The organism is Legionella sp. W10-070, from assembly GCF_900640175.1.
Lineage (GTDB): Bacteria > Pseudomonadota > Gammaproteobacteria > Legionellales > Legionellaceae > Tatlockia.
In genome coordinates this window covers 51,678-65,204 of sequence record NZ_CAAAJC010000016.1, presented here as the reverse complement: position 1 = coordinate 65,204, position 13,527 = coordinate 51,678, and the positions used below count along the sequence as shown (strand labels likewise).

The following is a 13,527-nucleotide window of genomic DNA, read 5'->3' as shown; positions in this document are numbered from 1 at the left end:
ATCAAATCAATGTGGTTGGGATTTCAAGCTCTAGGAATTGCTGCAGAAATGTTCAAAAATGTTTTGTCAATAAAAACTTAGGGCCAATTGGAAGCTTTATGCGCGGAATCTAGTCTCAAGCCTTGTCAAGAGGATGGTTAGTTTCGTGTGGTTTGCACAGATCCCGCGCATAAAGCGCGGGAAGTGGGCAGTTTAAGTTGAAATGCCAACAGACTCTAATTTCAACCTGCCCTGTAACTGATAGTTATCCCTGCAATAAATCCTGCACCCGCCGCCGCGGGTGCCTTGTCAGGTAATCAACTGACTGCATTTCCTGCAGACGGCTTAGGGTTCTTTTAAACGCCTGACTCATCTCTCCTTCGATATATAATTGCTCCACAGGAACTGCAGCTGAAATCACCAGCCGGATGCCACGATCATACATTACATCCACAAAATGAATTAATAAAATCGCATGTACCGTGTCTTTTGCCGTTAATGCCGGTACATTACTGACAAAAACCGTGTCGAAGCGTTCAGCAATCTCCAGGTAATCCAACTGGCTTCGCGGCAAATTACAAATTTGGTTAAAATCGAACCATAAAGCCCTCTCGCTGCACTTCAAAAAAGGCACCTCGCGGTTCTGGATAGTTAAGGTACCTGCCTCCCTGGTTTTTCCGGAAATAGCATTAAATTGCTCACTTAAGATACTTTCCGTAGTTGGGCCTAATGGATATAGGTAAGCAGTTACCAAGGCTTCTCTTCCCAGACGATAATCCCTTTTGTTACCTAAGCTTAGTACTTCACAATGCGTCTTTATTAACTCAATGGCAGGTAAAAACCGCGCCCGTTGAATGCCATTTAAATACAGATCATCAGGCGCTATATTCGAGGTGGCCACCAGAATAATGCCTTGGGCGAACAAGGCTTGCAGCAACTCGGCCAAAATCATTGCATGCGCCACATCATGAACCAAAAACTCATCAAAACATAACAACCGCGTTGTTTTGCCAAGTTGGGCTGCGATGCGGCGTATCGGGTCTTTCTGACCTTGCAAACGTCGCAGCTGGCTGTCAATTTGCTGCATAAAATGATGAAAATGAAACCTTGCCTTTTGCCGCTGTGGGTTATGTTGATAAAATAAATCCATCAGGTAGGTTTTACCCACCCCTACCGGCCCGTATAAATAAATCCCGGTACGGGATGAAGCCTTCCGGCGCCATTTAAACCAGGCTGGGCGAGGCTTTTCTAAATCCTGAACAAGCCTTTCCATCGAAGCCAAAACCTGTCTCTGTAAGTAATCATCCTGAATATCGCCCCGTGCTATGGCATGCTCATAATGTTGAATTAATGTCATAAGCTAAAAAACCAGTGGACGGATAGCGCCAGCAAGTTGTGATTTAAGCTCAAGTAACTTGCCGTGAAAAAAATGACCTGTGCCAGCAAAACGAACTACGGGCAATACCGCCGGTACGGTCTCTGTGAAATCAAACACCAACGAAGCCGGTACCACCTCATCCTCTTCCCCTTGTAGAATTAGCCAGGGCTCAGGCACTGGCTTAAACTCACGGTAGTCATAATGGTGGACTGGGGGGGCTATGGTAATCAGCAACTGATGCGGATACTGCGCTGCTGCCCGATAAGCTACGTAAGAGCCAAAAGAGAAACCGGCAAAGATAAAGCGTAAATCTTTTTGTTCAGCCTGCCATAATTTTGCCAAAAGCAACATATCCTCACTTTCCCCGATCCCTTTATCATAATCCCCTGCTGTATGACCAACCCCGCGAAAATTAAAACGCAGGCTTGGAATGCCAAGCTCTTTAAATGCCCTTGCCATAGTGGTTACCACCTTGTTATTCATGGTTCCACCCTGCAGCGAATGAGGGTGTCCTAACAAGGCAACCAGGTTGTCCTCTATTTGCGAAGGTACGGTAAGAATAGACTCTATTTGCCCTTTCATACCTTCAAAAGTAAGAGGATGCTCTCCGGGAGCGGCATATTTTTCGTTGAACATAGAAAAAACCTGGACAATTAAAAACCCCGATCATAACCCATCTTGCAATTTCATGCGCGTTCTTTAAAATCAGCAGGTGTGATTGAACATCTAGGTCAACACCCCGCGGCTTGACTGCGGGAAGTCAGAATAGGTAGACAGGAATAATCTACACTTTCAATCGCATCCAAATCAACCTGCACCGACTTTTTGCGGTGACTTATATAATTATAACTAACTATTGGAGGACTTGATCCATGAGACAGGTACCTGTACTTCCTGCTGCTGCGGTTAATTTTACAATCCAGGGGACAGCAGCATGAAAATTCATGACTTTAAACGCAAGAAACAGCAGCAATCTAAAATCAGCATGGTGACTTGCTATGATTACCCCTCGGCACGTATCGTTGCTGAATCGCATATTGATTGTGTGCTGGTCGGTGATTCGGTCGCCATGGCCGTTCATGGTTATGACAGCACGATTATGGCCACAATGGAAATGATGGTACTGCATACTAAAGCGGTTGCCCGCGGAATAGGCCCGCAATTCCTGATTGCAGACTTACCCTTCCTTGGGCATCGCGCGTCCAGGTCCGAAACCGTCCATAATGTGCGGGCGTTGCTACAAGCCGGTGCCCATGCCATAAAGATCGAAGGGGCAGATAGCGATACCTGCCAGACAATCAGCCACCTGGTAACTGCTGGTATTCCTGTTATCGGACATATAGGATTAACCCCGCAGTCAATCCATCAGTTAGGCGGTTATAAGGTACAAGGGAAAGAGGAAGAACAGGCAGCGTCCTTAATGCAACAAGCAACCGTCCTGGAAGCTGCGGGATGTTTTGCCCTTGTTATCGAATGCGTACCTCAGAAATTAGCCGAAGCAATCACAGCGACCGTCAGCATCCCCACTATAGGGATAGGAGCAGGTGTTCATACTGACGGGCAGGTACTGGTCTGGCATGACCTGCTAGGCTTGCAGACTGAGTTTAAACCCAGGTTCCTGAAGCAGTACGCAGAAAGCAAAAGCATCATCCTTGCCGCCATCAATACCTACGTACAGCAAGTGCAGCAGGCTCAGTTTCCTGCCGCTGAACATGCTTTTTAGCAGATCTGGGTACCTAACTACTGCTATCTTGTCTCCTGCACCATTGAGTGCAGGCACGTCAACTGATCAGCAGCCCTTTATATAAAGCGGAGTATGTCATGAAAATTTTTTATAACCTAACGGAATGGCTGGCGTTTCGCCATTCTTTAGCGTCCAGCCTTGGTTTCGTACCGACAATGGGTAACTTGCATGCAGGCCATGCCTCCTTGTTCAATAAAAGCAAAGAAGAAAATGAATGTACGGTAGCCAGCCTTTTTATCAACCCTACCCAATTTAATCAACCGGCCGACTTCATCCACTACCCCCGTACCTTGGAGGCCGATCTGAGCCTGCTTGCCAGCTTGGGGGTGGATTATTGTTTAATCCCCGAAGAACAAGAAGTCTATAACGATAACTACCGTTATCAAATACAGGAAAAAGAGCTCTGTCAAATCATGGAAGGCAAACATCGACCAGGGCATTTTACAGGCGTATTGACTGTGGTGATGAAATTACTGAACCTGATAAAACCGCAGCGTGCCTATTTTGGTGAAAAGGATTATCAGCAATACCTGCTGATAAAAGGGATGGCCAGCGCCTTTTTCATTGATACAGAAATAAAAGCCTGCCCTACTGTTCGCGAAGCAAGCGGACTTGCCTTCAGTTCCCGCAATAATCGCCTGACACCTCCCCAGCGGTTGGAGGCAGAACTATTTGCCCGCATTTTTCATCAAAATAAGACTTGCGAAGCATTGGTTGAGGAACTAAGCGCCAATAATATTAATGTTGAATACCTTGAAGAATACCAGGGAAGGCGCTTTATCGCCGTTATGATTGGCGAGATTCGACTAATTGATAACTATCGGCTATCAAACCAGGCTTAAAAGGTCAAGGCTAACCCATACCCAAAAGCAACAGCCGCCAGGATTTATGGCGGCTGTCAAGTTGGCGGCAGTTTTTTATTATAAGTAACGATAGCAGCTGCTATGACAGCAGCCTTATGGTGAGGAAAAGACTTGTTAGAATAACGTAACCATTCAGGATGGGTTTCCACCAATCCGGTCGTCAGAAAACCCTGTCGGAATTCTTCTGATTGCAGCATTTCCAGGTAATAAGGGATGGTTGTCTTTACGCCAAATAATCGCATTTCCTTAAGCGCCCTGCGTGAACGGCGCAAAACGGATGGCCAATCCAGCGCCCAAACAGTCAACTTGACACAGAGGGAATCGTAATCAGGCGGGATAGTATAGCCGGTGTAAATTGCACTATCCGTGCGTACACCAGGTCCTCCTGCGGTGTAATAACGGGTAATACGACCAAAACTCGGCAGAAAGTCATTTTGTGGATCTTCAGCATTAATGCGAAACTCAATTGCAAATCCTCGGCGTGTAATCTGCTCCTGAGTCATAGTCAATCGTTCACCTGCCGCAATGCGTATCTGCTCCTGCACTATGTCAATCCCGGTGATTTGCTCCGTAACAGGATGCTCAACCTGCAGGCGAGTATTCATTTCTAAAAAGTAAGGGTTATTTTGCTCATCGAGGATAAATTCCACTGTTCCGGCATTAGTATAACCTACAGCAGTCGCTGCCCGAATAGCATAGTCGTATAAACGTTGCCGGGTTTCATCAGCAAGCTGCACTGAAGGGGCTATCTCTATTAATTTCTGATGGCGACGTTGAACAGAACAATCGCGTTCAAATAAATGGACCAACGTTCCGTGATTATCTGCAAGGATCTGAACCTCAATATGACGGGGATTGGGAATAAATTTTTCCATAAACAGATGTGAGTCCCCAAACGCCTTGCCTGCTTCCGATTGCACACGTTCATACTGCTGACGAACCTGCTCTGCATTATGGCATAATCGAATCCCACGTCCTCCACCGCCAAAAGTAGCCTTAAGCATCACCGGATAACCTAGTTTCTCAGCACAGGCAACGGCCTCATCAACAGAGGCAAGGTTCCCTTCACTGCCTGGGATAACGGGGATACCAGCTTGTTGCATTGCTTCTCTTGCCGCCACCTTTGAACCCATAGTGGCAATTACTGAGGCAGAGGGACCAATAAATACCAATCCCGCATTTTCACAGGCAGCAGCAAATTCAGCATTCTCAGATAAAAACCCATAGCCAGGATGAATTGCTTCACAACCGGCAGCCTTGGCACATTCAATAATCCGGTGGCCATTCAAGTAGGCATCCAAAGGATTTTTACTCAAACAATGGGAATGCGAGCTGCGTTTTACATGCAAAGCATATCGATCAGCCTCACTATGAATAGTGACCGCTGCGATTCCCATCTCCTTACAGGCACGCACAATACGCAATGCAATTTCGCCCCGATTACTTATAAGAATTTTCTTAAACATCCCTGCTCCCGGTAAAATTTAATATCTCTCCCTCAGGATAACAACCTAAGTAGTAACGTTGATTCTATCATAGCAGGTCAGAAATAAACGCGTTGCATAATCACTACCAAATTCAGCGTCTCCCTCTGATTAAAGCTATAATTAACCTACAGAATCAGATGGATAAAACAGGCTTAAGGTTAGCTATTGAATGGAACCAGATAACAACCAGAAGACAGCCCTGATATATCAAGGTACGTACACTAAGGCGCCACTTTCTGATAAGATTTTGGCTGATAAAGTACATTTGCTTTATGAGCAAAATCCCTACGGCATTCTTGCCCAGTGCTTTTCTGCTTTTTTTCTGGTTATAGCACTTTGGCGAGTTGTCAGCGTTGAGCTTCTTTTGGGTTGGTTTATTTATCTGTTTTTAATTTCATGCTGCTGGTTTGCTGTAGCCATCGCTTACAAAACAAATAAGATAGCGCTGCAGACGAAAACATGGTTAATCTTGTTTGCCATCTTCACTTTTTTATCTGGATGCGGCTGGGGGTTTGCCAGTTCTATTCTGATGCCCACTACAAGCCTTGTTCATCAAAGTTTTGTTATTATCCTTATTTTTGGCATGACAGCCGGCTCTATTTCTTATTTTTCCCCGGTCATTGCTGTCTATGCCTTATTTCTTTTTCCAGCCTTTATTCCCTTTACCATCTGGTTATTTTCACAAGGCGGCATTTATATTCTTCTAGGTTTTTGCGGCCTGGTTTATATGCCCATCATTTTTATCAGTTGCTATTATTCAAACAAGTTTATAACTAACTTCCTTTCGCTTTATTATAAAAACCTTAACCTTGACTCACTCAATCAGCTCCTTGAACGAAGGGTGAGGAAACGCACCCATGATCTGGAAAAATCCCTTGCTATTACCAAGTCCACTCTCGAGTCCACAACGGATGGTATTTTAGTCATTGACCTGAAAGGCCATATTGAATATTACAACCAGAAATTTATCGACATGTGGGGATTGCTGCATCAATTCATTATGAATCCTGATTTTCTCCTATTTGCAGAAGAAATGCTCCCTCAACTTAAAAATGCTCATGAGTTCCTTATGAAGCTGGATGAACTAAAGGCCAATCCCGAGGAAGAAAGCTATTTTGAGCTAATCAGCAACACAGACAACATTTTCGAGTGGCATTCAAAACCACATAAACTGCGTCATACGACAGTAGGTTACGTGTGGATTTTTCGCGATATTACTCTGAGGAAACAAATGGAGAAACAGCTTGCCTATCAGGCGACGCATGATTTGTTAACCGGTCTTCCTAATCGTACTTTGCTCTATGATCGCATCAATCAGGGAATTGCCTATGCAAAACGTTATAATACCCAGCTGGCCGTGCTTTTTCTCGATATAGACAATTTTAAACTAATCAATGATAACCTGGGTCATGACTCAGGCGATATTCTGTTACAAAAGGTAGCAAGGCGGTTACGCCAGTCTGTTCGCCAAAGTGATACTATCGCCCGCTTTGGCGGCGATGAATTTGTAATTCTATTTATCTCAAATAAAGAGGGGGAGGTTTTTCATTTTTCACAGAAGCTTTTAAAGAATATTACTCAGCCTATACAACTGCTTACTCACAGAATAATTGTTAACGCCAGTGTCGGGGTAAGCGTTTACCCCCAACATGGCAAAGATGCCGCAACCCTCCTTAAAAATGCTGACATGGCAATGTACCAGGCTAAAAAAAGTCCCAACAACTTCAAGATATTTGATAAAAAGATAACCGAACAAAACCAAAAAAGTCTCGAAATGCAGATAGAGTTACGCAATGCATTAATAAAAAATGAGTTTTTTTTGCTTTATCAGCCGACAATTGATTTAAAAAGCGGCGAAATCATTGGCGTTGAAGCCCTGGTACGCTGGCAACACCCAACCAAAGGCATCATTCATCCATTAACGTTTATTCCCATGGCGGAAGAATCAAGGCTAATCATCCCCCTGGGTAAATCGATTTTTTTAAACGCCTGTTTGCAAAATAAAACCTGGCAAAACATGGGGTTAAAGCCTATCCGCATGGCCATCAATGTTTCTGGTGTCCAATTAGCCCAAGGCAATTTTGTAAGACTGGTCAAGTATGTTCTCAGAGAAACAAAACTTGACCCTGATTGCCTTGAAATAGAGCTAACCGAGAGTATTGTGATGGATGACAGAAAACAGAATCTGCACAAGTTAAAACAGCTTAAGGAGATAGGGGTTCATTTAACAATTGATGATTTTGGAACAGGTTATTCCAGTCTCAACTACTTAAGGGAATTTCCCGTCGATAAACTTAAGATTGATCAATGCTTCCTTCATAATTCTGCCCATCATCTTAATGATGCCTCCCTCCTTCAAGCCATCATTGCGATGGGCCATAGCTTGAAGCTTCGGGTACTGGCAGAAGGTATAGAAACCTTTGAGCAGCTGCAGTTTTTAAGGGAAAACAACTGTGATGAAGGCCAGGGTTTCTTTTATGATTACCCGATGAAAGCAAACGAGTTTGCCCACTTGTTAAGCAAGAATGAACGATACCAATTTAAAAGATAGCTCGCTGGGTCTGCGACTTGACACACCTGTCCTGTATGAGACAGGTTAATTACTCTCTGGTTGCTATAACACTCATATGATTACCACTTGGTGGCGTTGGAAAGCGCTTCCTTTGCCACAGTCAGGCGTTTTTCAACCAGCCCTAACTCGTTCTTTATTGTTAACAACATTTGAGCATCATACTTGTGCAGCAACCGTTCTTTTACAGCATCTCGTTGTATTGATAAACGCTCTACTTCCTCTTCCAGTTTGCCTATAAGCTGCTGGCGTGTACATAGGCTGTCAAGCGGATGGCTGGCCTCAGTCTTTACCTCTTTAACGTGAATACGGTACAAATTAACCAGCACGTTGATTTTCTGATGAATCCTTTGCGCAAGATAATATCCGCTACGCTCACTCGGGCATCCAGCCAACGCCTGGATATCCTTTTTGACTTCCGTAATAAACGCTGCAGCAGGGGCATTTGCCTGTACCCGGAACAGGCCTTGAGGCAATGATTTGCTTGAAAAGAAAATACGGTCAAGCGCCCGGATTTTCCACTCAAGCTCCGGCAATCTGGCTTCCAGCTCCTCCAGTAATGATTCAATGCTCATCGCTTTACCTGTTTATACGGCAGCCGGATCCGTGTTTAACCGTTGCAAAGCCGCCTGGCGAGACAGGAGTTTGGAGCTAATGAAAGGAGGCAAACACATTAAAATTAACCCAATAATCAAGATCGATTCATAACGGGCCACAGTGCCAACATTGATCCCTTCAGGAGGTATGAAGCTCACCGCCAAAGTGGTCAGCACGCCAACGATACCAACTCCGCCAACCAGCAACATCCCTGGCATGCCGCCTGGAATACGGAAAGCTCGCGGATGTTCAGGCAAACTCAAACGTAACTTAATTGCCGCAGCAAACATGATTAGGTACATCAGCATATAAAGCTGGGCCGCCAATGCCGTTAACAACCAATAGGAGCCATTGACGCTGGGCATAAAAAGGAATAAGCCGGATAGCACCGTTACGATAACCGCCTGAGTCATCAACATAACCAGCGGCGCACCATGCCGATTTGTCTTCTGGAAAGCTGCAGGCAAATTATCATCTTCTGCCGCCACCAATAACCCTTTGGTTGGCGCTATAATCCAGTTGCTTACCCCGCCAAGTCCACCCATGACCAACATCAGGGCGACTACTGGCATCAGGATGCCAAGATGGTATTTGGCAAAAAAGGCATCAAAAGCCTGCATGATCCCTGCCACCAGATTGATTTCCTGATGAGGCAAAACCACAGCAATTGCAAGAGAGCCCAGGATTAAAGTGATTAAAATGATTAAAACAGAATAAATCAGGGCACGAGGGAAGGCTCGCTGGGGGTTATCAACATCATTAGCATGCACCGTGGCTATTTCAATACCACAAAAAGACATCATAATGGCAGTTAAGGAAACCCACATGGAGCTATCCTGCCAGTGCGGGCTGACACTTTGCACATCGAAATCGACTTGTAAAGGATTACCACCGATTATCCAGACGGTGCCCAAGCCAATAATTAACGCCATTGGCAGCAATAACCCTGATACAGCACAAATATTACTAAACAACGCCGAAGAGCGCATGCCGCGCAAATTGATAAAGGTGGCACCCCAAAACGAACTAACAATAATACCCCAGAGGAAGTAAGGGTTATTGGCCATTGATGGGTTAATTAAATAACCAATCGTTCCCGCTACAAATGACAAAATAGTCGGATACCAGATAACATTTTCAATCCATTGCAGCCAAATCGCAAGAAAACCCATTTTTTTGCCGAAGGCTTCCTTTACCCATATGTAGATGCCACCCTGTTTTGGCCAGCCGGAAGCCAACTCGGCTGAAACTAATGCAGTCGGAATTAAGAAAAATAAGGCACCCAAAATAAAAAAAGAAATCAACTGACTTCCAAATAACGCCGTTGCCGGTAAATTGCGGATGCTGTCAACAGAACCAACCGTAATCATTGTGAGGCTAAAAATGGTCAACGTATGTTTTTTACTGCTCATTGCATTCCTTCTTTGCTTTTCAAACACTGGCCAGAATCAGGTACCTGAGCAATTATCCTTTCCCATGAGAGCAGAACATCCTTCTTGCCCGATACAAGCCAAAAATTATTGTAACTTTTCAATCTTAAGTTAACCTTAATAATCGTGTAAAAACTAAACAAAAATCACTTTACGCGACTCTACCTATTTTGTAAATCTAAAATAAAAAAGATTAAACCCACATTCCACAGTAGAGGCTATTTTAAACTGGCTATTTTCAGGCTGGTAAATAGCGTCTGCGAAATACTAAATTTTGCACCAGCCTGAGGATAAGAATATGACCCTGATACATCTAATTCATCAGGAAAATTTTAGCAAACCAGACTGCCTCAGCCCTAAGCTGGTACCTTTGCAGTCCCTACGCCTAATTCCTCATTAATTTTCTCGATTTCCTTAGCAATTTCGGCACGCAGAGCGATATTGGTCTTTTTGGGATGCCATTGAATTGGCTGTTTCTTATCTTCGTTCACCAGATCATCCATCTTGTAAAGATAGCCATCCAATGCCTTCAGACAAGCTTTCAATTCCCCAGCTGGTACCTCGCTGAGTTTATCAATGCCAAAAAGATCGAGTATGATTTTCCCCAAGACACTTCCATCCTTCACTGCCTCTTCATTACCACCATAACTTCGGGTGATTATAATCAAATCCATCAGGAAAGCGCCTGCCACCACCTGTCTTAGATGCGGTGCTACATCAGCCTCATAATTCTTGTTGGCAAATTGTTGATTGATGGAACCATAACTAGCTTTATTCACTTTAACATCTGCTGCCACGGTTTTAACAAACTCAATCTGCTCGAATCTTTGCGGGTTCTTGGTTGCTGGCCGAAAACTGGCAAACCATCGCTTCTCATCTTTAGCCTTGCGCAGCTCCTCATAGCGAGGATTTAATTTATCAGCAGTCTTTAATAAAATTTGCATCGGGGGAATATGAAAGGTCATCTTTTTCTCCAGTTAGTGGTTAATCCTATGTAACTTAAACAACCTTGTAATGAAGAGCGGTTAACCTGGATAACACCAGTTAACATGCTACAGCCTTTAATCATCCTTCTGCTCAAACCGACTAACGCTTGCCATGATCTCTTCACGAGCAGCTGCCGGACCTTCCCAACCATCTATCTTGACCCATTTACCTTCTTCCAGATCCTTATAGTGTTGAAAAAAATGCTCCAGTGACAACAGTAAATGACGAGGCAAATCACTGTAAGTTTCTACCGACTCATACATCTTGGTTAATTTACTCGCAGGAACAGCCAACACTTTTGCATCAGCGCCTGCCTCATCGGTCATCTTAAGCATACCAACGACCCGACAAGGGATCACTGCACCATTAATCAATGGTACGGGAGTCACAACCAGCACATCAACCGGATCACCATCTTCCGACAAGGTGTTAGGAACATAACCATAATTGGTAGGGTAATACATTGCTGTTGCCATAAAGCGGTCGACAAATAAGGCACCGCTATCTTTGTCTACCTCATACTTGACCGGCTCGCCATGCATAGGAATTTCAATGATAACATTAATTTCATTAGGAATATCACGCCCGCTTTTAATATCCATCAATCCCATTTCACACCTGATTCTAAATTAATAAGGCGCTATTATGCGAAAAACCATTTCAAAAGGCAAAAATTAATGCCTCAAAGGTGCGATTAGCCAATTAACGTATGGCCTGAGCGAGCCTCTTTTTTATCTTATTAAACTCAGAGTATAATAAGATAAGCTAAAAAACCATCAGGATGATTATGAGTTGCTTGTTTTGTAAAATTGCATCTGGAGAAATCAAAGCCAATATAGTCTTTGAGACGCAGGAAATTATTGTCATTCGCGATATTAAGCCACAGGCACCAACCCATCTGCTGCTGATTCCCAAAAAGCACATTGCCACCATCAATGATGCGGACAGCCAGGATGAGCAATTGTTGGGCCGCATGATTCTTACTGCAAAAAATATGGCGAAAACTGAGCAACTGAGTGAAAATGGATACCGGCTGGTTTTTAATGTTAATTCCGGTGGCGGGCAGGAAATCCACCACATTCATTTACATCTACTGGGCGGGCGGCAGATGACGTGGCCTCCAGGTTAAGGCTGTTAGTAATGCAGGAACTATATAAACAAATTTTAGAACGAATCGGGGAAGATCCGACTCGAGAAGGCTTACGCGATACACCAGAACGTGCAGCAAATGCATTTCGTTACCTGACTAAAGGCTACACTGAGCGTCTTGATGACATTATTAACGATGCCTTGTTTGAATCCGACATGAGTGAAATGGTGATTGTGAAAGACATAGAAATGTATTCCACTTGTGAACACCATCTGCTCCCTTTTCTGGGCAAATGCCATGTGGGCTATCTTCCTAACGGACGGGTATTAGGCTTGTCTAAAATTGCCCGGATTGTCGACTATTTTGCACGTCGTTTGCAAATCCAGGAGCGGTTGACGGCGGAGGTTGCTGGCTGTATCGAATCAATTACCGGAGCACGCGGCGTCGCTGTGGTTATAGAAGCAAAGCACCTGTGCATGATGATGCGCGGTGTGGAGAAGCAGAACTCAACCATGACTACTTCTGTAATGCTGGGCGAGATGCGCAACAACCCTCCCAGTAGAAGTGAATTCTTGCGTTTGATAGGATAATTTGCCCTTTTATTGATATTAAATACTTAAAGAAGAATCTATCATAGTTCCTACAAAAGGATAAAATACATTAGTACAACGTTTCACTGAGTCTGTCCAGTTTGTCATTCCCGCGCAGGCGGGAATCTATCTCTCAGGTGAAGTGAGGAGCTAAATTGGGCTATGGATTCCCGCCTGCGCGGGAATGACAGTGTAAGACAGAATCAGTGAAACGTTATATTAGGTTGAAATTAATAAGGGATTACCATGAGAGCAAATGATCATGCTGCAAAAATACAGGGGATGGAAGAAGTTAAACAGTACCAACTCATCAGCAGCGATAAGCAGATAGACCTATTTTCTTCCTTGCTGCGAAATCCTGAAGCGCTAACCAATGAAATGATCCAATCAATAGGCAAGCGGTATTTAGCGTTATATAAGGTTGAAAAAGATCCAGGTCTTCTTGCCATTGTTGGCAACCATTTTGGTTTTCACCAAGTACACGTTAATCATCCATTTGCGCGTCATTAGTCAGCTTTAATTACCCCAGGGCTCAAAAGCGCTGGAATGCTTTAGTGGATATCTATTCAAAATTGCCAGACACTACCGAGGATTTGGCGATGACTTTACTCTATGTCTTTGGTTGGGCATTTCATAAAACCTATAAGACAGTTGACGCGAATGAAGTTTATTCAAACCAGGAGGTTGCCGAGCAGTTGCAAGCTTCCGTTGATCGTCATTACGCCACTCAGTATGACTTGCTTATGACTAATAATGACGAAATGAGTACTGAAAATAAAATTAAACCGGATTAAGCATCCTGCGAACGAGCAG

General features: G+C 44.1%; 14 protein-coding genes. 7 read left to right on the top strand and 7 right to left on the bottom strand.

The features are described from left to right. Positions 1–244: 244 nt before the first annotated feature. Both zapE and E1O65_RS08455 read right to left on the bottom strand, forming a co-directional pair. Positions 245–1,336, bottom strand: coding sequence for a cell division protein ZapE (gene zapE, locus E1O65_RS08460; protein WP_133133167.1), 1,092 nt, complete (start codon positions 1,334–1,336; stop codon positions 245–247). A 3-nt stretch (positions 1,337–1,339) separates the two neighbouring features. Continuing rightward, entirely contained in the window at positions 1,340–1,993 is a 654-nt protein-coding gene (locus E1O65_RS08455) for a hypothetical protein (protein ID WP_133133166.1), read from the bottom strand. Positions 1,994–2,291: 298 nt separating this feature from the next. Between E1O65_RS08455 and panB the strand changes: the two genes are divergently transcribed. Further along, the gene (panB, locus tag E1O65_RS08450) at positions 2,292–3,080 is read left to right on the top strand and encodes a 3-methyl-2-oxobutanoate hydroxymethyltransferase (protein WP_133133165.1); all 789 of its coding nucleotides are present in this window, start codon (positions 2,292–2,294) and stop codon (positions 3,078–3,080) included. Positions 3,081–3,178: 98 nt separating this feature from the next. Beyond that, the gene (gene panC, locus E1O65_RS08445) at positions 3,179–3,943 is read left to right on the top strand and encodes a pantoate--beta-alanine ligase (protein WP_133133164.1); all 765 of its coding nucleotides are present in this window, start codon (positions 3,179–3,181) and stop codon (positions 3,941–3,943) included. Positions 3,944–3,999: 56 nt separating this feature from the next. Here panC and E1O65_RS08440 read toward each other — a convergent pair whose 3' ends face one another. After that, on the bottom strand, positions 4,000–5,430 hold the full coding sequence (locus E1O65_RS08440) for an acetyl-CoA carboxylase biotin carboxylase subunit (RefSeq protein WP_133133163.1): 1,431 nt from the start codon (positions 5,428–5,430) through the stop codon (positions 4,000–4,002). A gap of 190 nt (positions 5,431–5,620) precedes the next feature. Between E1O65_RS08440 and E1O65_RS08435 the strand changes: the two genes are divergently transcribed. Then, positions 5,621–8,002 (top strand): EAL domain-containing protein, encoded by a 2,382-nt coding sequence (locus E1O65_RS08435; protein ID WP_242601567.1) that lies wholly within the window; start codon positions 5,621–5,623, stop codon positions 8,000–8,002. Positions 8,003–8,082: 80 nt separating this feature from the next. Here the strand turns inward: E1O65_RS08435 and E1O65_RS08430 are convergent, their stop codons facing one another. The 4 genes from E1O65_RS08430 to ppa all read right to left on the bottom strand — a co-directional run bounded on the left by E1O65_RS08430 (position 8,083) and on the right by ppa (position 11,645). Continuing rightward, entirely contained in the window at positions 8,083–8,595 is a 513-nt protein-coding gene (locus tag E1O65_RS08430; RefSeq protein ID WP_133133162.1) for a hypothetical protein, read from the bottom strand. Positions 8,596–8,607: 12 nt separating this feature from the next. Further along, positions 8,608–10,029: an APC family permease gene (locus tag E1O65_RS08425; RefSeq protein ID WP_133133161.1), complete on the bottom strand. Its 1,422-nt coding sequence runs from the start codon at positions 10,027–10,029 to the stop codon at positions 8,608–8,610. Between the two features lie 374 nt (positions 10,030–10,403). Next, positions 10,404–11,012 carry a hypothetical protein gene (locus E1O65_RS08420; RefSeq protein ID WP_133133160.1) on the bottom strand — a complete coding sequence of 203 codons (609 nt, stop codon included), beginning with the start codon at positions 11,010–11,012 and terminating at the stop codon, positions 10,404–10,406. A 96-nt stretch (positions 11,013–11,108) separates the two neighbouring features. Further along, positions 11,109–11,645 (bottom strand): inorganic diphosphatase, encoded by a 537-nt coding sequence (gene ppa / locus E1O65_RS08415; protein WP_133133159.1) that lies wholly within the window; start codon positions 11,643–11,645, stop codon positions 11,109–11,111. Positions 11,646–11,821: 176 nt separating this feature from the next. Here ppa and E1O65_RS08410 point away from each other — a divergent pair, with 176 nt between their 5' ends. The 4 genes from E1O65_RS08410 (at position 11,822) to E1O65_RS08395 (ending at position 13,508) form a co-directional block, all read left to right on the top strand. Further along, entirely contained in the window at positions 11,822–12,163 is a 342-nt protein-coding gene (locus tag E1O65_RS08410) for a histidine triad nucleotide-binding protein (protein ID WP_133133158.1), read from the top strand. 11 nt (positions 12,164–12,174) lie between these two features. Further along, positions 12,175–12,714, top strand: coding sequence for a GTP cyclohydrolase I FolE (gene folE / locus E1O65_RS08405; protein WP_207384237.1), 540 nt, complete (start codon positions 12,175–12,177; stop codon positions 12,712–12,714). A gap of 246 nt (positions 12,715–12,960) precedes the next feature. Next, positions 12,961–13,224 (top strand): hypothetical protein, encoded by a 264-nt coding sequence (locus E1O65_RS08400; protein ID WP_133133156.1) that lies wholly within the window; start codon positions 12,961–12,963, stop codon positions 13,222–13,224. Between the two features lie 44 nt (positions 13,225–13,268). Further along, entirely contained in the window at positions 13,269–13,508 is a 240-nt protein-coding gene (locus E1O65_RS08395; protein WP_133133155.1) for a hypothetical protein, read from the top strand. Positions 13,509–13,527 lie beyond the last annotated feature (19 nt).